Origin of the sequence: Carboxydocella sp. ULO1 (genome assembly GCF_002049255.1) — a bacterium.
Lineage (GTDB): Bacteria > Bacillota.
In genome coordinates this window covers 1-20642 of sequence record NZ_BDLQ01000002.1, presented here as the reverse complement: position 1 = coordinate 20642, position 20642 = coordinate 1, and the positions used below count along the sequence as shown (strand labels likewise).

The window sequence follows — 20642 nt, the reverse complement described above, 5'->3', positions numbered from 1 at the left end:
CTTTATTCGTAAAGCCAGGCATCTACATTCTTTTCGTAGGCAAGAATTTCTTCTTCCTTGAAGTAAATAGCGATTTCTCTTTCGGCCGATTCTACCGAATCAGAGGCATGAACCACATTGCGGCCCACTTCTATGCCATAGTCACCCCGGATAGTACCAGGAGCAGCATTGGCGGGATTGGTAGCACCATTCATGGCTCTTACCCCGACCACAACTCCTTTACCCCCCAGGACCAGGGCTACTACCGGGCCGGAAGTAATGTATTCCACCAGCCCGGGGAAAAAGGGCTTGCCCACATGCTCGGCATAATGCTGATGGGCCAGTTCTTCAGTAACCCGCATTAGCTTCATAGCCAGCAGTTTGTAACCCTTTTTCTCATACCGGGCCAGAATTTCCCCTACCAGATTGCGCTGAACGCCATCGGGTTTAATCATGACAAATGTTCTTTCCATAAGCTTTTCTACTCCTCCCAACCATATTATTTATTCATTTTCCGCCTTTTGCATCAAAGCGGTAAACTCATCAGCCTCAATGGTTTCTTTTTCCATCAGGGTATTGGCTACCAGTTCCAGTTTATCCTTGTGTTCCAGCAAAAGACTTTCCGCCCGCTGATAACACTCCTCAATCATCCGTCGCACTTCAGCATCGATGGCCTTGGCTACTTCTTCACTGTAATTGCGGTCGCGAGCGATATCCCGGCCCAGGAAAACCTGGTCACTGCGGTTGCCAAAGGTCAGGGGACCCAGGTTTTCGCTCATACCATACTCAGTAATCATGCGCCGCACGGTATTGGTAGCCCGCTCCAGGTCATTTTGCGCCCCGGTGCTGATTTCATTAAGCATCAGGGCCTCTGCCACCCGGCCGGCCAGCAACATGGTCACCTGATCCAGCAGCTGGCTCTTGGTAGCATAATAACGGTCTTCCTTGGGTAGCAGCAAGGTATATCCGCCTGCTCTTCCCCGTGGAATAATGGAAACCTTGTGCACCGGATCAGTATTGGGCAGGAGGTAACCCACAACTGCGTGTCCCGCTTCATGGTAGGAAACCAGTTTCTTCTCCTGTTCAGAAATCACTTTCGATTTCTTTTCCGGACCGGCAATAACCCTTTCAATGGCATTTTCCAGCTCTGTCATTTCGATTTGCTTCTTGTTGGCCCGGGCTGCCAGCAAGGCCGCTTCATTGACCATATTGGCCAGGTCTGCCCCGGTAAAACCAGGAGTTCGCCGGGCCAGCACATCCAGGTCAACGGAGGGAGCAATCGGCTTGTTGCGAATATGCACCTTGAGGATTTCCTTTCTCCCTACCAGATCAGGACGGTCTACCACAATCTGCCGGTCAAATCGGCCCGGGCGCAATAGCGCCGGGTCCAGAATATCGGGACGGTTGGTAGCCGCAATGACAATCACACTTTCCGTCATAGTAAAGCCGTCCATTTCCACCAGCAGCTGGTTCAGAGTTTGTTCCCGCTCATCATGGCCACCACCCAGACCAGCTCCCCGCTGGCGACCAACGGCATCGATTTCATCGATAAAAACGATACAGGGCGCACTTTTTTTGGCCTGCTCGAACAGGTCCCTTACCCGGGAGGCCCCTACCCCGACAAACATCTCTACAAAGTCGGAACCGCTGATACTGTAGAAAGGAACCCCGGCTTCCCCGGCTACCGCCCTGGCCAGCAGTGTCTTACCGGTACCGGGAGGTCCAAAGAGCAAAACCCCTTTGGGGATCCGCGCTCCCAGTTCATGGAATTTCTTGGGGTATTTGAGAAATTCCACTACTTCCTGCAATTCCTCTTTAGCCTCATCAGCTCCCGCTACATCGGCAAAGGTCACCCGGCGCCGGTCCTCGGAAGCCAGGCGAGCCCGGCTTTTGCCAAAGGACATGACCCGGTTGCCACCCCCCTGGGCCTGTTGCATAAAGAAGAACATCACCCCTACCAGCAATAATACTGGCAGTAAGGAGGTCAGCACCGATAGCCAGACACTGTTTTTGGGCGGAGGATTATGCACTATCTTGACATTGGCATCCATCAGCCGGTCAATCAGCCGTTCATCCTGAATCGGGCCGTAGAGAGCAAATTTTTTGCCGCTGCTATCCACACCTTCAATGGAGTTGGTTAAGTTTTCAGTTGTAATGGTTACTTCCCTGATTTTCCCAGCCTGTACCATTTTGACAAATTCATCATAGGATGGCCTGTTCACTGTTTCAGACGGGCGGCCAGACAGCTCTAAAATGGCAAACACCAACAGGCCGATCAGGAGATAAATGCTGAAACCTTTAAATAATTTGTTCAACCAAGTCACTCCTCCCGCGGTGTGTGTTAAAGTCACTCATATTTACATATTGTACCACAGGACCCGGGCCTTTGCAACAAAGCCACCCATCTTCCTCCCGGGCTTTTCCGGCAAGGATTGTGGCCTGCTTGCCAGCCTACTACCCAAACAATATCCTCTCCCAGCAGGACTAAAGGAATTCGTTCCCGCTCTGAACGGGGAATTTTTTTATCGATCATCCATTCCTTCAGCTTTTTGCTGCCCGGTGCCCCCGCTGGCCGAAAACGATCCCCCGGGCGCCGGTAGCGCACCAGCAATTCTCCTTCTGGTGGTACCCAGAGATAAATCAGTTCCCTGCCTGCTGGCCCCAGCTCTCCAGGTTGCTGAACAACCTGCGCCTGAATTACCGTTCCATCCGGCAACTGAATCTGTCCAGGTAAGGACAGGTACCACTCTTCAGAAACAGTTTCTTCCTTAACCGGCACTGACCGTCGTCGCAACACCAGTTTAGTATAATCTTTTACCGCCTCCAGATCTGCCTTTAAGCGCCAGCTGGCACTGCCGTCCTTCTCCAGCAAACGCCTCACTCCTTCAGTTTTGGCCCAGGAAAGGGGATGTTCAGCAGCGGTAAATTCCCGCCAGGCCCGGCGGATTAACCTGCGTTGCAAAGCCGCCGGCAGGGTTTGCAGGGATTTTAAGTCCAGAACTATTTCCATTTCATTCTGGTAGAGGACCGTCTCCTGCCAGTACTGGTCTGTTACCTTTTCCAGCAACTCCAGTTCGTCCCGCAATAACTCGGCGGTACGGGCCAGGTGTTTTCTTAAAGCCGGTTGAATTTCCCGCTCCAGAAAAGGAAAAATCACCTGCCGAATGCGATTACGGGTATAAATGGGCAACAGGTTACTGGAATCCACACACCATTGTAAATCATTTTTCTTTAAATAAGCAAGTATTTCAGCCCGGTTTACTGCCAGCAGCGGCCGGATAAATTTTCCGCGCCGGGCCGCCATACCCGCCAGCCCGTCCAGACCACTGCCTCTAAGCAAATGCCAGAACAGGGTTTCCGCCTGGTCATCCTGATGATGCCCCAGGGCGATTTTATCCCATCCCCCCTGGTTCAGCAGCTGTTCAAATACCCGGTAGCGAGCAGCGCGGGCCGCTTCTTCCGATCCCGGAGGTTGCTCCAGTTTTTCCACATAAAGGGGAATATTCCATTCCTGGCACAAGCGGCGCACAAACTCCTCATCCCGCTCTGCTTCTCCGGGCCGCATACGATGGTTGACATGTACAGCCCCCAGCTGCCACCGGTATTTATCCGCTAATTGCAACAGGCAATGAGCCAGGGCCACCGAATCCGGTCCGCCGGAAAGCGCCAGCAACACCCGCTCCCCATACTGCAGAAGCTGTTGCTGGACAATATAATGTTCAATCTTATGCCACATTGGCCTTTCCTCCCGTTCTGGCCCGGAACAAAGCGGCCCCCAGTGCCAGCCCTCCGGCAATGGCCAGTCCCAGTAAGAGGGTCTCCACCGTTTTAGCCAGCCCCGCCGCTGTTTGGCCATGGACCAGATTGAACATAGCTTCATAAGCGGACGCCCCTGGCACCAGGGGCACCACGCCTGGTACCAGGAAAATGGGTACTGGCACCTTTCCCAGCCGGGCCGCCGTTTGACTGAAGAGGGCAACCATGACTGCTGCCAAAAACATGGCCACGATCCCATTCAGGTGGATAGTAGTTAGCCAGGTATAACTGGCCCAGCCCAGCCCTCCACCTGCTGCTGCTGTAAATAACCAGCGTCGAGGCACAGCAAATAAGATGCCAAACAAAGCAGAAGCAATTGCAGCCCATAATACTTTTAACATTTTTCTGTCTGCCTCCATCATCCTAATGCCAGTACCAGGGAGACTCCAGCAGCCACGGCAGTGGCAATCAAAATGGCTTCTGCTCCCCTGGCTACCCCGGATAAAAGGTCCTCATTGATTACATCTATTATAGCGCTGGTTACCGCAACCCCTGGTACCAGCAACATAATGGTCCCGATAATGGCCTTGTCTGTTGCCACCGTTGGCCAAAGCCGGCCTACCAGCACTGCCGTTATGGCTCCAATCACTGCGGCCAGGAATGTAGTGATCACTCTGCCTGGCCCTAGCGGTGCCACCAACTGACGCCAGAGCATCACTGTCAGTCCACCCAGACAGGCCACCAGAGCCGCTCGCCAATCCCCACCAAACATCAGGGCAAAAAAACCGGTAGCCAGGGTTCCTGCCCCTGTCATTACCCAGGCAGGGTAATCTGGTGGTGCGTTTTCCACCTCTGCCAGGCGCTGCACCAGTTCGGGAAATTGCAGCTCTCCTTCCACTACCTGCCGGGAAATCTGATTCACCAGCAAGACCCGATGTAAAGCCAGCTCCCGGGCCCGTATGCGTTCCGTCATAGTAGCGACCTTCCCCAGCTCATTCTGGCCGGAAACCACAAAACCGGTAGGAGTGGCAAAAACCTCTACCTTTTTCAGCCCCAGAGCCAGGCCCATTCTCTCCAGGGTATCTTCTACCCGGGTAATTTCCGCTCCATTTTCCAGCAACAACCTGCCGGTCCACAGCAGAATCACAACAATTTCCTTGGTTGATGCCATGCCCATCTGCCCACCTCAAACACTGATAGCATTATTATACCATTATCCAAATAGAAAAGAAAAACCCCCGTAGAGGGGGAAAAATTTACTTTTTGATCAGTCGGAATACTATTACCGTCATATCATCAGCAATTCGGTTATTGGCCTGGATACGGGCACTGTTGAGAATATAATGGGCCAGATTTTCTGGATCCTCTGTCCGGCATTGATGCAAGACCTGGGCCAGCCATTCTTCCGGGCAGGCACCGGTACCATGAATTACCCCATCACTGAACATCACCACTATATCACCGGGTTCCAGCTGGACATTAATCTGGTCCGGTTCCATCTGTTGCAGAATACCTATGGGCAAAGAACCTGATTTAACCAGTCCAATCCGATGCTCCCGTTTGATCAGGGAAAAGACAGCACCGATCTTGACAAAGTGAGCCGAACCATCCTGCAGGTCAATTAAAGCCAAATCCAGGGTAGCGAATTCTTCTTCATCTTTGGAACGCATAATCATGGCTGAGTTCACAGTCTTCACTGCTATCTCCGGATCATATCCCATCTCCAGCAGCTGAGTCAACAAACTGAGGGCCGCCTGGCTTTGTACTGCGGCCCTTGTACCCGTTCCCATGCCATCACTGAGGGCCAGTAAAAACTTGCCATTGTTCAGATTTTGAACCGCCGTACTGTCTCCGGAAATAATACAACCATCCTTGGCTACTTTGGCAATACCATATTCCACCTGGTAGGGCCAGTCCAGTACTTCTGCCGTTTCGCCCGTTACTGCCAGCTCATAGGCGAAAGATTCCATTAAATTGGAAACACCCCGCAGCTGTTCCTTAACTAATTCCTGACTTTCCTGAATCTTATGTTCCCAGAACTTATGTAAACGATGGGCACTGGCCAGGCAGTTAATAGCTGCCGCCATTTCCCGCATGCGAAAACAATATTTCAGCGCCCGGCTCACCTGGGTACTATCAACCCCTCCCTGGGCTTCAGCCAGATTCAACAATAGCCGTATTCCCTGTCTGGTCGCCCGCTCTTCTCTCTGCCAGCAGGTTACCAGTCTGCTGCAGCGACCACAGGCCTCTTTAACCAGCGGAGGCAGAGCATCCTCTTCCCCTTCCCGACCTGTTGAATTAATCAATTGTTCAAAAGTATTGGACAGACCCTGAAAAACACTGGCGAATTCCAGAATACGCTGGGCCGTCATGGCCTTCAGTTTTTCTGCCTCTTCTTTCAACTGTCGCTCCTGTTGCCGTCTCACTCTACCCGCCCGCCGTTGCCATTCTTCCAGTAAACGGGCAGGTAACAGCAAGAATAGTAAAACTGCAATCAGGGTTTCCCCCATGATAATCAACAGCCCCCTGGGGTCGGGTGTATATAAGGAGAGAAATATATTGCTTAACATCAAGCCCAGGGCCGGACCCCAGCGGCCAAAACGTTCAAAAATTCCCGCCAGCAAGCCTCCAAAGGCATAAACCCCGACTATCACGGGAGAATAGCCCCGGGCCGTCAAAGCAGGTATCAGCCCGATAATAGTGCCAATTACCGTCCCACCACCGATACCGCCTATGGTGGCAGCCAGTAGAATCAGCAGACGGCTGAGAATCCCCACCAGACTTAAGCCGTTGATTTCTATACCATTCAAGCCAATAAGAATGCCTGTTCCCAGTATCCCCAGGCCGCCGACAGCTTCAACCGCTTTTTCCCTTTTTTCCAGCAAGGGAGGTAACCAGACCAGCATAAAGTAGGCCAGTACCGCCGCCAGCACCGCCTCTACTGTGCTGGCAACAAAGGCATATAAGGGGGCCTGTCGCAAAAGGGCCATCCCGGCTCTTAAGGTCAAATCAAGGCTTCCCACCAGTATCGGTAAAAACCAGCGACGCCGGGTCTGTTCCGGAATACGCCCGATAATGGTAGCAAAACCCAGGGCCAGCATTGAGGCTACTGCCAGCTGCCAGTAATCCCCTTTTATTGCCAGGGTCAAAGCTACTCCCAGGCTGGTGGCCCATTGGCGCCGGGCATTAAACCAGGCGATTCCCCCTAACAAAGCGGGATAAAAAGGTGAAACATCTTCCAGGATCATGCTGTTGGCTAAAATTGCAGCTATACCCAGCCAGATCAGGTCTTTAAAATCAGGCCTAACTCTTTTTACTTTTAACAGCCCGCTCAGATCAGGCCAGCGCCAGCGCTCCTTCCGGGCTATGGCTGCTTGTCCATCTTCTGTCTGCCGATAGGGATAAATTTCGAACTGGGATTCCAGCAAGCTCCACTCCCCCTTAGCCTGTACTCTACCTATCTATATTTTAATCAGGGGAGCGGGAAAAACTTGTCAGTATTGGTAGGTTGTCCAAATTTTTTCTTCGACAAATTAGGAAAAGTCCCATTTAACCGGGCCTTTTTCGTCATATTTCAGCTGTTCCTGAATATATATATAGATTTGGCCGTAAAGTAAATCGGTCTCACTTAACCAAACCTGCTCAGTGCCCAGCTGGTGGGTAGCAGCAGCCAGGATGGAAGCACCGGCAGGGATGATATCCGCCCGGGCAGGCTGTAAACCAGGCAATTGTTTTCTTTCCTCCAGATTCAGCTCTCGCAGCCGCCGGGCCCAGGCTGCTACCTGTTGGGCTGACAGCTTAAGCCCGTGTACCAGACTGGGCTGATATTTCTCCAACTGCAGCTCCATTGCGCCCAGGGTAGTCGCAGTTCCTCCTACCAGAATCACTTTCTCCGGTTTAACAGGAATGGAGGCTATCCCTTTAGCAAGAAAATCATCGATCTCGGCCAGAGACCATTTTTCTTCCGTAGCTCTGACCGCTCCTATTTTCAGTGAAATAGCCTTTAGCTGTCCTGCCTCCAGCCAGCTGAACTCAGTACTGCCACCACCGCTGTCTATGACCATTACTCCATCTCCCTTTTCCAGCCCCAGGCCCTGAACTGCTCCCAGCCAGCTATACCAGCCCTCCCGTTGCCCATCAATGCAGGTAATCTCTGCAGACAATGGCACCAGACGATCTAGCAGCTCCTGTCCATTAGCAGCTTCCCGAACTGCGGCTGTCGCCACCCCTAATATTTTTTCCGCCCCTTTCTGCCGGGCGCGTTCAACAAAACCAGTAATAGCCTCCACAGTACGCTCGATGGCTTCCGGCAACAAAATACCTCCGGCCATCCCTTTGCCCAGCCGGGTCGTAGCCAGGTCCTGTTCAACTACCCTTAAGCCCTGGTTTTTTTGCCAGTGCACCAGAGTATAACGGCAGGAATTACTGCCAATATCCAGACCGGCGATCAACATTAGCCTCATCCTTTCCCCATAAAATAAAGCCAGGCTGTGCCTGGCTCTGATTTATCCTCTTCTGCTGCCGCGGCCACCCCGCTTGGCTTCGGTAGCTCGCCGCAAATCAGCCTGCCGTTCATCACTGTCCTTCAGAAAACGGGCCAGCCTCTCCTCAAAACTGATTTGAGAGCGCTTGCGGTCTGCCCGTTCCGGAGCTTCCTGAGTCTGTTTAATGGACAGGCCGATTTTACCCCGGTCATCCACATTCAGGACTTTAACCCGTACAGTGTCCCCCTCCTTGAGAAAATCCCGCACATCCTTCACATAAGTATGGGCAACCTCGGAAATGTGAACCAGTCCCGTTTGCCCGTCCGGCAATTGCACAAAAGCACCAAAATTGGTAATGCCGGTAACTACTCCCTCAACGATGCTCCCTACTGCGATGGCCATAAACAGAGAATTCCTCCTTAATGTCATATATCAAAATTATATAGGTTACAAGAAAAAACTGTCAAGCAAAACCTTTTTCCCTTAATGTTTTTTCTTACCGACAGCGGGAATTACCACCTTTTCCCCTGGTTTTACCAGATTCAGCTCTTCCCGGGCCCGGCGCTCTATGTACTCATCAGTTTGTAACAACTTGATTTCTTCTTTTAACTTAGTATTACTCATTTCCACTGCTTTTATTTTGTTTTGCACAGAACTGATTTCCTTTTCCAGCTGATTCATTTTTACAGTCTGGTGTACAAAGGAGCCCACTACGATTACACTATATGCCAGAAAAATCCCCACCACTACCCGGCGCCAGAAGAATCTGGATTTGGAACTTCCGGTCTTAACCTTTTTCGGCGTTTCCTTCTCCAGCCGCTGATTTAGATCCACTATTTTTCCTTCAGCCCGTTTACTCATCCCTCATCCTCCTCCGGCTGTCCCAAACCCAGGACATCCCCGCTCATCACAATCACAACCTGATAGCCCTTGTTTCGGGCGCGGTTATATAAGGTAGCCACTGTAGCCGGGCTTAAGCCCAGCTGCTTGGCCACAGCATCTGTCGACCAGCCCATTTCTTTTAAAGCCACCACCTGGCGTTCCCGGATGCTCAGTTTTTCCACACCCCGAATTTCAATCTGCACCTGTCATTCCTCCGGACTTATACCCAGCTTGTCCACAAAAAATATGGATAATAAACAAGTTATCCACACAGTTATCCACAGCAGTGGATAACTGTAGTGCATTTATTACAAATTCATTACAATACTTCTACATGTTATCGTTAATTCCTGCTGCTAATTATTTCCGGCGCTCCTTTTTTTCTGTCCACCATTTCTCCAGGCGCTGGTAAAGGTTGCGTTTAGGTTTTATCCACAATCTTATCCACAAATTTTTCCACAATATCAACAACCAGCGCCACGGCCAGGCCAGAACAATCCCCAGCCAGACCAGAGGCCGGGTCACCAGCCAGATTATTCTCTTGATCAGATTTACCAGCCGGCGCCAGATCTGCGAAATAATCCGATAAACATGAGGGCTAAACCAAACCCAGTAACTGGCCAAACCCAGAGTTACAGCCAGCAAAATATAAAAACGCATCTGCCCGCCATTAACCCCCAGTAAGCTAAAAAAAACCAGGATAGTTGCTATAATCCAGTAGATCAGATCTCCCAGGGCCTTAATCCATTTCGGCCAGTGGTAAAATTCCGACCAGAGACGATAAAAATCAAAAATAATGCCCAGCAAGGCTCCCAATCCCCAGCTAAAAAGAAAAGAAAGGAGTTGAAGCCTGAGTTCCACTCAACGCCCTCCTTTCTATTTGAGCAGCTTGTCAAAAATTCCCTTGCTCTTGCCCCCTTTGGTTTCCGCATAAGTCAGGGAATAAAGGTAGCCCTGTACTACCAGTTTGCCTTCCTCCATATTCAACTGGGTGATATTCAACCCCTCACCCTTCAGGATGAGGTTGCCCAGATTGGTTTTCAGGCTTATCACCTGTTCATCAAAGGAATCCACGTGCTCCACCCCGGTTATGATTACTTCTTCCCGGTTGAGCACTTCCAACCGCTGACCAGTTACTGTTTTCTTGCTCTCCATCCCACTATCCCTCCTTTTCCCTTGTTCATTTTTAATTTATGCCCCTTGTCCCTTGAATATGTCAAAAATGCCCCCATTCCTTTATGGAACAGGGGCCTTTTGCTACCATAACTTTTCTATTTTAACACCTTTATAATAGAACTTAACTATACTCCAGGGCTGTTTCCCTTCTGCAGCCATTTTTTTTGCTCCCCACTGGCAGAGGCCAACTCCATGCCCAAAACCCCTGCCCTTAAAGATGAAGGTTCCGCCGGCATTCTGGATGTCTTCCAGCATCATGGAGCGCATTTTTTCACTGCCCACTGCCAGCCGTAATGCCGGACCGCTAATGGCAACATTCCCGACCTTGAGAGATTCTACTCTCCCTGAAGGTCCGCGTTTAATAATCTGCACTGAAGTTACCTGACCGGGGTCCTGACCGGTTGCCTGTTTTACTGCCCGGGCCAGTTCCTCCCCGCTCAGTTTTACTTCCCAGTGCTTATTTTCCGGGGTAGTGATGGCCATGCAGCCATCGGCTACCGTTGATAAATAAGGGGTAGGCTCTTTTTCATAAGCCAGGCCTTCCTTAGCCGAAGCGGTTTTGCCGCCACAGCAGGCATGAAACCAGGCTTTAACATACTTACCCTGCCAGCGAATGACCTGGCCCCGGGTAAGCTGTACCGCTTTGCGCACATTATCATTGATTTTTTCCGGAGCATAGGCCTGGGATTCCTCAATATCAGTAGAAATATCCGCCCCATACAATTTTTTCACCCGACCAGCCTTGATATTTTCCAGGGTAAAAGTACGGGCCAAAATAGCCTGAGCTCCCAGGGCATTTACCGGCCAGCTGGTATCCATTTCGGCTGCAACCACTCCTGCTACATATTCTTCCAGTTTGATTTTTTTTGTTTGTTTGGTCTTGTTGTCATAGAGTGATATAGTTGGTTCTTCAGTAAACTCTCTCCCGGCCGGCCCTGGCGGTTGCCCGGGTGGTAAGGGTTTACGTAAGGCACAACCTCCACCTATCAGGGTCATCACCACCAGTAATGACAGCAAGATTTTTTGCCATCCCCACCTGAACATATTTTGCCCTCCTTGTCACCTTTTTTCAAGGCTTAGTTTTACCTGGGAGGGCAAAAATATTACATCAGAAAGTGGTTTCCCTGACTTTTATCTCTTCCAGAATTTCATAAAGCTGGCCAGCCAGGGCGGCCGGAACGTTTTCCTTTATCTCCACTACCCGCACCCGCAAACGTCGCTGGCCAAAATCCAGTTCCAGTATATCTCCTGCTTTAACTTCACTGCTGGCTTTGGCCGGCCGACCATTGATCTGAATGCGTCCACCGTCACATACTTCTTTGGCCAGAGTACGGCGTTTAATAATTCGACTTACTTTAAGAAATTTGTCTAAACGCAAACCGATTCCCCCTTAATATGACAAAATCAGGTTCCATGTGGAACCTGATTTTATTCGCTCTTGCTGATAATTACATTACAGCTTCTTTCAGAGCTTTACCGGCTTTGAAAGCAGGTACCTTGGCAGCAGCGATGGTAATTTCTTCACCAGTTTGCGGGTTACGGCCTTTGCGCTCGCCACGGGAGCGAACTTCAAAAGTACCAAAACCAACCAGTTGTACCTTTTCCCCTTTTTTCAGTGCTTCTTCAATTGAAGCAAAGACAGCATTTACGGCTTTTTCAGCATCTTTCTTGGTCAGCTCAGCTTTCTCGGCTACGCTGTTTACCAGATCGGTTTTGTTCACACAAATCCCTCCTGTTTATGTTTTACAGCTGTTTAATTTACCAAATATGGATATTCGCTATAACCCTTGATTTTCCTGCTTTTTACCCATTTTTTTTAGAAATATTTTCATGGTTTTTAGCCAGTTCCCATATTTTGTCTAATTCCGCCAGAGCCAGCTCCTCCAGCTTCTGGCCCCGCTCCCTTACCGTTTGCTCGATAAAGGCAAAGCGACGGCGAAATTTACTACAAGTTCCTTTTAGTGCCTCCTCGGGATCAATGTCGAAAAAGCGCGCCAGATTGACCAGAGCGAAGAGCAGGTCACCCAGCTCCTCCTGTCGTTTTTGCCGGTCATCTAAAACCTGTCCCAGTTCCCGCAATTCCTCCTGAACCTTGTCCCAGGCTCCTCGCCAGTTATCCCAGTCAAAGCCCACCTTGGCTGCTTTAGCCTGCAGTTTATATGCCTGCAGCAAGGCCGGCAGGGATCTGGGAACACCCGCTAGTAGCGATTTCTCCTCTTTGCCCTGTTCCTTCTTTTCCTGGGCCTTGATCTGTTCCCAGTTACGTATCACCTCTCTGCTATCAGCCACCTGTGTATCGGCAAAGACATGGGGATGGCGGCGGATCATTTTCTCAGTTATTACCATTATGACATCATTTAAATCAAAATATTCATGTTCACGGGCAATTTGTGTATGAAAAACCACCTGTAACAGCACATCCCCCAGTTCTTCACAAAGCGCCTCCATATCCTGGTTGTCGATGGCCTCTAAAACTTCATAGGCTTCTTCAATTAAAAAAGGTTTCAAGCTTTGATGGGTTTGCTCCCGGTCCCAGGGACATCCCTGCTCTGAACGCAATTTTTCCATAACCGTCGCCAGGGGTTCCAGGGCATAATGGCCGAATTCAGGTTTCCCCTCCGGATTGGGGGCTAAATAGATACTGGTGAGATGATCAATCCAGGGCAAACGATCCAGTTCATACAGGGGTATGACTACCTTTTTTTCGTCAGCCAATCCTGCCCCCCGGATAACTGTAACTGGATATTCATCCGGGTAAAATTCCATCAAAGTTAGTTTAGTCTCAGAAGCAACCAGCTGGTTATATACCTGCAGCAGAAGCAGGCCATTTCTGGGATTGATCCGGGTTTGGGCCAGCGCTAAAGCGTCAATTATTTGTAGCCCCCCTTGCGCCGGGTCTATTTTCAGGGCTGCATAAATAGCATCCAGAAAACTCATGGCCGGCAATATCCTGACTGTTATCCCCTCTGACTCACAGCGCTTCAGCAACCATTGCACACTGGTCTCTGCCACCAGTGGATGCCCGGGTACACAATAAGCCAGCTGCCCCTTTTGTGTTGCTTGTCCAACCAGCTCCTGTACGATTTTTTCATATACGGCAGCAAAATCCTCAGCTTCTTCATAAAAATGGTCACAGCTAGCGCCTGTAATACCCTGTTGTTTTAACCAGTCAACAATAGGATGTCTATATGTACGGAAAATTATCGGCCCGGTAAAGCCCTTGAGCAACTGCCAGTTGCCCAGAGGGAAAGTTTGCTCATCACCGGGACCAAGGCCGACAATATATATTTCTGCCATCCTCCGTCCTCCTCCAGTCGGTCAAAATAAAGGGTAGTATACCTCAGGCATACTACCCGCCAGCTTCACTGTTCCATTTGTTTGGCCAAAAAGCCCGCTGCAGTCTCAGCCAGCTTTAGTTCCAGTTCTCCCATCCTGACATTGGGGTCTTTAGAGAGAATCAACACTGCGCCGATCTGATCCCCTTCAGCTATAATGGGTGCTATTACTTCCGCTGTAAACTTGCAGGTGTCATCTTCATCATCCACAGGACAACCCAGGCAATGGGGATGTTCACCCGGGTTATTGATAATAACCGCTTTCCTTTCTTCCATCGCCTTTTCCACTGCGGGACCGATGGGTTTATTCATAAACTCTTTCTTAGAGCCTCCAGCTACGGCAATGACATTGTCCCGGTCAGTAATGCAACAGATATGGCCGACTGCTTCATGCAGAGATTCGGCATACTCCCGGGCGAAATCACCCAGTTCCCCAATGGGGGAATATTTTTTCAGGATCACTTCTCCATCCCGATCGACAAAAATCTCCAGCGGATCGCCTTCCCTGATCCTTAAAGTGCGGCGGATTTCCTTCGGTATTACCACCCGTCCCAGGTCATCAATCCGACGAACTATTCCTGTTGCTTTCATGACAATTCCCTTCCCTCCTTTATACCAACTGACAATTTTTTTGTCACTGTTAGTATTTATCGGCGGGAAGGGAATTATGCTACCAAAATTGTCAGACTTCTTATGCTCAGCCGATTATAGGCTTCGTATTACTGCGTCAGCTGTCGCTGCGGCATCCTCGACGTACTTCCAGTACGCCTCCGGTGCCTTGTTATACTCGCTTCTAAACTGCCTACCCTAGCATTCCAATTCTTTGCATCTCGAAGCTCGTACCTCGAACTTCGAACTTCGTTATTGCGCCGGTTTAACAGGCTGGGGTGCGCTGCTGCTACCACCGGAAGTACTGGGATGGCCCGGAGGTAACTGGCTACCGTTGCTGGGAGCAGGGGCCGGGGATGCGGCCAGCTCCTTGTCCTTAATCTCGATTTTGGCCTTGCTCTTCAACTCAGCAGTATATTTGGCGAAAGCTTCCTGTTTCTTTTGCATGGGCAATTGCAGGGCCAGTTCCCCTTTAACTTCTTCAAAAGTCCGTTCTTTAGCAGGGATGCGTTCTTCTACCTTAATAATATGATAACCATACTGGGTCTTTACCGGTTCCTTGGTAAAGCTGCCCGGTTTCAGAGAGAAAGCCGCATCTTCAAATTCCTGAACCATCTGACCACGGCTAAAGGTGTATTCGCCACCATTGTCTTTAGAGCCTGGGTCTTCAGACTTTTCTTTAGCCAGTTTGGCAAAGTCAGCACCTTTCTCCAGTTCCTTGATCAGGTCCTGGGCCATTTTCTTGGCCTGTTCCTCAGTCCGGCCTACTTTTTCCTGCTGGGTATCAAATTTGATCAGGATATGACGGGCTCGTACCTGTTCCGGTTGCTTGAACTGTTCCTTGTTTTCTTCATAATATTTCTTGATTTCCTCATCAGTTACCTTGATGTTAGCAGTTACCTTGTTATACAGAGCATCCAGAGCCAGGTTTTGTTTAGTCCACTCCGCAAATTCCTTTTCATCCATGTTATAATTCTTCAGGGCTTCCAGGAATTTTTCTTTGGATTCAAATTTCTTGATGGTCTCTTCTACCCGTTTCTGCACATCGGCATCAGAAGGCAGTACCCCTTGTTTTTTGGCTTCCTGCAACAGGATAGTTTCTTCGATCATGCCATCTAATACCTGCTTCTGGATCGCCTTTAACATAGCTTTACCCTGTTCGGTGTCAAAATTAGCTCCATTTTGCTTGTATACCGCTTTCATTTTTTCCAGGCGGCGTTCAAACTGTTCCTTGGTGATATCCTCCCCATTAACCGTAGCTACCGCATTGCTACCGCAACCGGCTACCAGGGCCAGCATGGCAGCGGTCAGTACGGACGCAACCAGTTTTTTCAGTTTGTACATTCCATCACATCCCCTTTCTGAAAACTGTTTTTATTATACCAAATTCTCGGAACCAATTCCACAGTATTTTATTTCCCTGATAATTTTTTCCACCCAGTTCAGCCCCGGGTCCCGTTTGGACCAGGGCACTCTTATAACCGGCTCCGCACCCCCGACAATATTCAGCCCCCGAATCTTTCCCGGTAACCTCAGGATCTTGACCGGCTCCAAAGGAGCATCAGGTGCCAGCTTGATAATTAAATGTTCCTGTTGTTTGCCGATATAGGTAATGCCTGCTTCCTGGCCTAGAATTTTTATTCTGGCAATAGTCAACAGGTTGACCACCGGTAAAGGCGGATCACCAAAACGGTCTACCAGCTCATCCGACAAATCCAGTAATTGTTCTTCCGTGCGGCAGAGCATGATTTTGCGGTAAATCTCCATTTTTACCGCACCATCTTCGATGTAGTCTGCAGGCAGATAGGCATCTATTGCAATTTCCACAGTAGTTTCCAGCGGTTCTTCCTTGATTTCTCCTTTTAACTCACGTATCGCTTCCTCCAGCATCTGAGTGTAAAGGTCAAAACCTATGGCCATAATATGACCATGTTGCTCCGGCCCTAGTAAATTGCCGGCCCCCCTGATTTCCAGATCCCGCATGGCTATCTTGAACCCGGAACCCAGCTCGGTAAACTCCCGTAATGTCTGCAACCTTTTTTCCGCAATTTCCGTCAATACCTTATCCTTGCGATAGGTTAAATAGGCATAGGCCATACGATTACTGCGTCCCACCCGGCCCCGCAGCTGATAGAGCTGGGCCAGACCCATGGTATCAGCATTATCGATAATGATGGTATTAACATTGGGAATATCCAGACCGGTTTCAATAATGGTAGTACAGAGCAGAACATCATATTCCTGGTTGAGAAAATCCAGCATGACCTTTTCCAGCTCATCTTCCCTCATCTGTCCATGTCCAATTGCTATGCGGGCCTCGGGTACCAGCTGGGTCAGGAAGGTAAAGATGCGATCCATGTCTTCAATGCGGTTGTGAACAAAATAGACCTGTCCCCCGCGGGCCAGTTCCCGCAGGATAGCATCCCGGATCATCAGAGGATTGAATTCCACCACAAAGGTCTGTACTGGATATCTTTCTTCCGGCGGGGTTTCCAGCAAGCTCATATCCCTAACCCCCGCCAGAGCCATGTGTAATGTCCGGGGAATGGGGGTTGCGCTTAAGGTCAAGACATCCACCGTCTGTTTTAATTGTTTCAGTTTTTCCTTATGGGCAACACCAAAGCGCTGTTCCTCATCGACTATCAACAGCCCCAGGTCTCTGAACTTTACATCATCCTGTAACAGCCGATGAGTACCTATTATAATATCCACCTGGCCACTGGCCAGTTTCTTTAAGGTAGCTTTTTGTTCCCGGGCACTGCGAAAACGGCTGAGCAGGTCAATGGAAACCGGAAAGCCCTGAAACCTCTCCAGACAGGTATTGTAATGCTGCTGGGCCAGGATGGTGGTCGGCACCAGGATGGCTACCTGTTTGTTGTCCATTACGGCTTTAAAGGCTGCCCGCAAAGCTACTTCGGTTTTGCCATAGCCCACATCCCCGCACAGGAGACGATCCATGGGCCGGGGCCGTTCCATATCGGCCTTGATTTCGGCAATAGCCTGCAACTGGTCCGGAGTCTCCTCATAAGGAAAGGCCTGTTCAAATTCCTGCTGCCAGACGGTATCCGGCGAAAAGACAAAACCCTTCAGGGCTTCGCGGGCAGCATAGAGCTTGATCAGCTCCTCGGCCATCTCTTTGACCGCACTTCTGGCTTTGGCCTTGGCTTTTTGCCATTCCTGCCCGCCCAGTTTACTGATCCTGGGTTTTTGCCCATCAGTACCGATGTACTTTTGCAACAGGCTAATCTGTTCCGTAGGGATATAGAGGCGATCGGCCCCGGCATAGCTTACCACCAGGTAGTCCCGGGTAATACCGCCAACGCTCAGCTGTTCAACCCCTTCATACACCCCGATCCCGTGATTGACATGAACTACATAATCCCCGATCTTGAGGTCGGTAAAAGCGCTGATTTTCTGGCCGCCAGCAGGCTTAATTTCCCGGGCTTTTCTGCCCTTTTTGCTCTGGCCAAAAAGCTCTCTCTCCGTTAAAATCAGGATTTTGCTCTGGGGAAACTCAAAACCGGCTGAAAGTTCCCCCCGGGTGATAACGATATTTCCAGTCCGAAATTCCTGCTGCAATCGGCCTAAATATACAGCTTCAATCTCCGCCTCTTTCAATAAATCCAGCAACTGCTGGCTGCGCTGGGTATGGGTTGTAAGCAGGGCGACGGCATAGCCCTGACGTTTGTAATTTTTTAAGTCGCGGGTCAATTCTTCCAGATTTCCCTGATACAGGGGCGCCGTCCGGCTGTTCAGGTTTAACAGAAGTTCGGGCCGCCAGCCTGTTTGCTCCCTGGGCAAAAGGGCCAGGCCCAGCAAAGGCCTTCCTGTCAACTGCCGCCATATATCTTCCCAGCTGAAATATAAAGCTTCCTGCCCGGGCAAAGCCATACCCCGTTCCAGCCAGCTGGCAAAGGTTTCTCCACGCTCATCATCCCAGGCCAGCGCCTTTTCCCTGACCCGGTTGGGATCTTCGACGGCTATCAGCGCCCCGGTCGGCAAGTAGTCCAGCAGGGTAGCTTTTTCTGGCATTACATAGGCGGCGAAGGCATCCAGACCAGCAGGAATCAGGCCCTCCTTGAGCCGGCTCAGCAAATCCTTCAGCTTCTGATCCAAACGCCCCACTGCTTCCCTCTGTTGAAGCCCGATCAGTTTTTTGCGCAAATTCTGGTACTCTTTTTCCAGCACCCTGGCTGCCTGTTGCCAGTCAGCAGCAGTGGCAAAATAATCCCGGGCCGGCAGAATCTCCGCCTGCTCTATTTCCCGCAAAGAGCGCTGGCTCACCGGGTCAAAAAGGCGCAAGGAATCAATTTCTACATCAAAAAATTCCAGGCGCACCGGTTCACTGGCCGAGGCCGGAAAAATATCGACAATTCCTCCGCGCCAGCTGAATTGCCCTGCTACTTCCACCTGGGATACCCGTTCATAACCCATCTGGAGAAGTTGAGCCGCCAGGGCGGTCGGCTCTATTTCCTGGCCTTTGTTCAGGGTAACCAGATAATTTTTGAATTGCTCCGGTGGTGTGACCGCCCGGCTTAAAGCAGCAACGGGAGCCACTATCAGTGGGGTGCGCCCTCTGGCCAGCGCGCCCAGCACTTTTAGCCGGGCAGTTAATAACTCCCGGCTACTGGCTTCAATGTCCCATGGTAACATTTCCTGGGCCGGATAGAGTAAAATCTCCTCTTCCGGCAAAAATGTGCTCAAGTCATCACATAGACGTTTTGCATCAGCCAGATCCCTTACTATGGCTAGCAGAGGTTGCTGCCGCAAACGGTACCAGGCCGCCAGTAATGAAGCAGACACCGCTCCGCTTACTCCATAGACCAGGGCGGTTTTTTTCTTTACTCCTAAATCCCGCCACAAATCCTGGAGTTCTTTCGCCTGAAGCAAGGGCCCGACCAGCCCTCTGGTCATTTGCTCTTCTCCTTCCCCCACTATGAAAGTGCAATTTGGCACAAATCAGTGCAGGTAATTGTACTTGATTTGGCCTAACCAGCCTTCGTCCTTACCCATTGCTGTCATGCAATCAGGACAAAGGGTTGGTTCCATATGCATTTCCATTATAGATGGGTTGTCAGGCTCAGTCAAGGCTATTTCCCATTCATCCACGATTTCCTGACACAATTCACAATAATATATTACCCGCATTTTGCCTCCTCCTCTGCATGTACCAGATCAGACCGTTCCAGGAGAAATGGGCGAACAGGGCAGCAAGGATGCCGCTTTTGACAGTGAGATAGCCGAAAAAGCCGTGGCTGAGCAGGCTGAGCAGGGCCGGCAGAAGATGGCGCTCAGGTTTGGCCCAGGCATCGTAGATTGCTTCAATGAGGCCGAAGTAGAGGTGCACGGGTAATACCTGGGCTGATAGGATTTTAGCGAAACCGGTTTTGGCTAATTCTTCGATTAGTGGGGCGGTTTTGACTGCAATTTGCCAGCCGGTCTCTGCTTGAACCCGGCGATTAAAGAGGACGGCTACTAGTGCTGCCAGGCATGCGGCGACCAATTCCATGCCCTATCCTCCCATTTTGTTTATGGGTACAGTATATCCAGAAAGCAAGGAAGATAAACAATTTTGAGGATAATCGTTTCAATTCCTCATATGTAGGCTCAAAACATATCCATGTTTCTTTGCTACTTCTCTTGCTATATGTTTCAATTCCTCATAGGTAGGCTCAAAACGAATAACAGCATTTGCAATAGCATCAACAACCAACTGCGTTTCAATTCCTCATAGGTAGGCTCAAAACCGACGTCCCACTGGAAAATAGCCCGACCAGGGATATGTTTCAATTCCTCATAGGTAGGCTCAAAACGCTGTCAACAAGTTGATAAGCAACATCAGCATTAAAAATTTCAATTCCTCATAGGTAGGCTCAAAACTATCATACCCTGAATTACATCATTCCAGTTCAATAGTTTCAATTCCTCATAGGTAGGCTCAAAACCGACCGCTTTAAGTCCGGGAAAGTGCGGCGGAAGAGTTTCAATTCCTCATATGTAGGCTCAAAACTATAATCGGTCTCGTTTAATACAGTTACAAAAACCAGTTTCAATTCCTCATAGGTAGGCTCAAAACACCTGGCGGGCTAGACGATTACCTATACGCCTCATAAGTGTTTTCGGTAAAATAAAAATCAAGCAAATGGAAATTTAAAAATCAAGCACAAAACTGGAAAAAAAAACATTGCCGGCACCCCTCAAAAACTGTACCCTTTAGTTGACTAGGCTAAAGGGGGTAAAGAAAGGATGCTAGCAATGGATCAAATCTATAATATCAGATTTCAGGCAATTAGGAAAGGAAAATCTCTAAGAATGCTTTTTGCGATGTACCCTTTTTCAGAATGAAAATTGCTAAAAATATTATAAATAAATTTTTTTAAACATTATCATTCAGTTGTTTAGCAAGGATAACGGTATCTCT

The 20642-nt window shown here is 49.8% G+C and carries 21 protein-coding genes and 1 CRISPR repeat array; all 21 genes read right to left on the bottom strand.

Annotated features, from left to right (window positions below):
• Positions 1–2: 2 nt before the first annotated feature.
• The gene (ndk, locus tag ULO1_RS00225) at positions 3–452 is read right to left on the bottom strand and encodes a nucleoside-diphosphate kinase (RefSeq protein WP_079932626.1); all 450 of its coding nucleotides are present in this window, start codon (positions 450–452) and stop codon (positions 3–5) included.
• Between the two features lie 30 nt (positions 453–482).
• Positions 483–2294 carry an ATP-dependent zinc metalloprotease FtsH gene (gene ftsH / locus ULO1_RS00220; protein ID WP_079906158.1) on the bottom strand — a complete coding sequence of 604 codons (1812 nt, stop codon included), beginning with the start codon at positions 2292–2294 and terminating at the stop codon, positions 483–485.
• 32 nt (positions 2295–2326) lie between these two features.
• Positions 2327–3715 carry a tRNA lysidine(34) synthetase TilS gene (tilS, locus tag ULO1_RS00215; protein WP_159073783.1) on the bottom strand — a complete coding sequence of 463 codons (1389 nt, stop codon included), beginning with the start codon at positions 3713–3715 and terminating at the stop codon, positions 2327–2329.
• Positions 3705–4136 (bottom strand): threonine/serine exporter family protein, encoded by a 432-nt coding sequence (locus ULO1_RS00210; protein ID WP_159073782.1) that lies wholly within the window; start codon positions 4134–4136, stop codon positions 3705–3707. Before ULO1_RS00210 ends, tilS begins: the two co-directional genes overlap by 11 nt.
• 17 nt (positions 4137–4153) lie before the next feature.
• Positions 4154–4906: a threonine/serine exporter family protein gene (locus tag ULO1_RS00205; RefSeq protein WP_159071761.1), complete on the bottom strand. Its 753-nt coding sequence runs from the start codon at positions 4904–4906 to the stop codon at positions 4154–4156.
• 85 nt (positions 4907–4991) lie between these two features.
• Entirely contained in the window at positions 4992–7163 is a 2172-nt protein-coding gene (locus tag ULO1_RS00200; protein WP_079906155.1) for a SpoIIE family protein phosphatase, read from the bottom strand.
• A gap of 105 nt (positions 7164–7268) precedes the next feature.
• Entirely contained in the window at positions 7269–8189 is a 921-nt protein-coding gene (locus ULO1_RS00195) for a Ppx/GppA family phosphatase (RefSeq protein ID WP_159071760.1), read from the bottom strand.
• Between the two features lie 51 nt (positions 8190–8240).
• Positions 8241–8621, bottom strand: coding sequence for a S1 RNA-binding domain-containing protein (locus tag ULO1_RS00190; protein ID WP_078666595.1), 381 nt, complete (start codon positions 8619–8621; stop codon positions 8241–8243).
• Positions 8622–8702: 81 nt separating this feature from the next.
• Positions 8703–9080 (bottom strand): septum formation initiator family protein, encoded by a 378-nt coding sequence (locus tag ULO1_RS00185; protein WP_079932624.1) that lies wholly within the window; start codon positions 9078–9080, stop codon positions 8703–8705.
• Entirely contained in the window at positions 9077–9304 is a 228-nt protein-coding gene (locus ULO1_RS00180; protein ID WP_079906153.1) for a sigma factor-like helix-turn-helix DNA-binding protein, read from the bottom strand. The genes ULO1_RS00185 and ULO1_RS00180 overlap by 4 nt, the downstream gene beginning before the upstream one ends.
• A 157-nt stretch (positions 9305–9461) precedes the next feature.
• On the bottom strand, positions 9462–9962 hold the full coding sequence (gene yabQ, locus ULO1_RS00175) for a spore cortex biosynthesis protein YabQ (protein WP_079906152.1): 501 nt from the start codon (positions 9960–9962) through the stop codon (positions 9462–9464).
• Between the two features lie 15 nt (positions 9963–9977).
• Positions 9978–10256, bottom strand: coding sequence for a sporulation protein YabP (yabP, locus tag ULO1_RS00170; protein WP_078666599.1), 279 nt, complete (start codon positions 10254–10256; stop codon positions 9978–9980).
• A 102-nt stretch (positions 10257–10358) separates the two neighbouring features.
• A complete protein-coding gene (locus tag ULO1_RS00165) occupies positions 10359–11321 on the bottom strand; it encodes a SpoIID/LytB domain-containing protein (protein WP_078666600.1) in 963 nt (320 codons plus the stop codon).
• 64 nt (positions 11322–11385) lie between these two features.
• Positions 11386–11655: an RNA-binding S4 domain-containing protein gene (locus tag ULO1_RS00160; protein ID WP_078666601.1), complete on the bottom strand. Its 270-nt coding sequence runs from the start codon at positions 11653–11655 to the stop codon at positions 11386–11388.
• Positions 11656–11725: 70 nt separating this feature from the next.
• Entirely contained in the window at positions 11726–11998 is a 273-nt protein-coding gene (locus ULO1_RS00155) for an HU family DNA-binding protein (RefSeq protein ID WP_078666602.1), read from the bottom strand.
• A gap of 82 nt (positions 11999–12080) precedes the next feature.
• A complete protein-coding gene (gene mazG, locus ULO1_RS00150) occupies positions 12081–13574 on the bottom strand; it encodes a nucleoside triphosphate pyrophosphohydrolase (protein ID WP_078666603.1) in 1494 nt (497 codons plus the stop codon).
• A 65-nt stretch (positions 13575–13639) separates the two neighbouring features.
• Positions 13640–14203 (bottom strand): stage V sporulation protein T, encoded by a 564-nt coding sequence (gene spoVT, locus ULO1_RS00145; RefSeq protein WP_078666604.1) that lies wholly within the window; start codon positions 14201–14203, stop codon positions 13640–13642.
• A 270-nt stretch (positions 14204–14473) separates the two neighbouring features.
• Entirely contained in the window at positions 14474–15565 is a 1092-nt protein-coding gene (locus ULO1_RS00140; RefSeq protein ID WP_079906151.1) for a peptidylprolyl isomerase, read from the bottom strand.
• Positions 15566–15598: 33 nt separating this feature from the next.
• Positions 15599–19135 (bottom strand): transcription-repair coupling factor, encoded by a 3537-nt coding sequence (mfd, locus tag ULO1_RS00135; RefSeq protein ID WP_079906150.1) that lies wholly within the window; start codon positions 19133–19135, stop codon positions 15599–15601.
• Positions 19136–19180: 45 nt separating this feature from the next.
• Positions 19181–19369, bottom strand: a complete 189-nt coding sequence (locus ULO1_RS00130) for a hypothetical protein (RefSeq protein ID WP_078666607.1) — start codon at positions 19367–19369, stop codon at positions 19181–19183.
• Complete coding sequence (locus ULO1_RS00125; protein ID WP_079932622.1) at positions 19347–19730, bottom strand: hypothetical protein; 384 nt, start codon at positions 19728–19730, stop codon at positions 19347–19349. Before ULO1_RS00125 ends, ULO1_RS00130 begins: the two co-directional genes overlap by 23 nt.
• 75 nt (positions 19731–19805) lie before the next feature.
• Positions 19806–20297: a CRISPR direct-repeat array (repeat unit 29 nt; unit sequence TTTCAATTCCTCATAGGTAGGCTCAAAAC).
• Positions 20298–20642 lie beyond the last annotated feature (345 nt).

Excerpts from the sequence above, each read along its gene's own strand:
- ndk (WP_079932626.1), bottom strand. The coding sequence starts at position 452 with ATGGAAAGAACATTTGTCATGATTAAACCCGATGGCGTTCAGCGCAAT.
- tilS (WP_159073783.1), bottom strand. The coding sequence starts at position 3,715 with ATGTGGCATAAGATTGAACATTATATTGTCCAGCAACAGCTTCTGCAG.
- ULO1_RS00210 (WP_159073782.1), bottom strand. The coding sequence starts at position 4,136 with ATGTTAAAAGTATTATGGGCTGCAATTGCTTCTGCTTTGTTTGGCATC.
- ULO1_RS00205 (WP_159071761.1), bottom strand. The coding sequence starts at position 4,906 with ATGGCATCAACCAAGGAAATTGTTGTGATTCTGCTGTGGACCGGCAGG.
- ULO1_RS00195 (WP_159071760.1), bottom strand. The coding sequence starts at position 8,189 with ATGTTGATCGCCGGTCTGGATATTGGCAGTAATTCCTGCCGTTATACT.
- ULO1_RS00190 (WP_078666595.1), bottom strand. The coding sequence starts at position 8,621 with ATGGCCATCGCAGTAGGGAGCATCGTTGAGGGAGTAGTTACCGGCATT.
- ULO1_RS00185 (WP_079932624.1), bottom strand. The coding sequence starts at position 9,080 with ATGAGTAAACGGGCTGAAGGAAAAATAGTGGATCTAAATCAGCGGCTG.
- yabP (WP_078666599.1), bottom strand. The coding sequence starts at position 10,256 with ATGGAGAGCAAGAAAACAGTAACTGGTCAGCGGTTGGAAGTGCTCAAC.
- ULO1_RS00165 (WP_078666600.1), bottom strand. The coding sequence starts at position 11,321 with ATGTTCAGGTGGGGATGGCAAAAAATCTTGCTGTCATTACTGGTGGTG.
- mazG (WP_078666603.1), bottom strand. The coding sequence starts at position 13,574 with ATGGCAGAAATATATATTGTCGGCCTTGGTCCCGGTGATGAGCAAACT.
- spoVT (WP_078666604.1), bottom strand. The coding sequence starts at position 14,203 with ATGAAAGCAACAGGAATAGTTCGTCGGATTGATGACCTGGGACGGGTG.
- ULO1_RS00140 (WP_079906151.1), bottom strand. The coding sequence starts at position 15,565 with ATGTACAAACTGAAAAAACTGGTTGCGTCCGTACTGACCGCTGCCATG.
- mfd (WP_079906150.1), bottom strand. The coding sequence starts at position 19,135 with ATGACCAGAGGGCTGGTCGGGCCCTTGCTTCAGGCGAAAGAACTCCAG.
- ULO1_RS00130 (WP_078666607.1), bottom strand. The coding sequence starts at position 19,369 with ATGCGGGTAATATATTATTGTGAATTGTGTCAGGAAATCGTGGATGAA.
- ULO1_RS00125 (WP_079932622.1), bottom strand. The coding sequence starts at position 19,730 with ATGGAATTGGTCGCCGCATGCCTGGCAGCACTAGTAGCCGTCCTCTTT.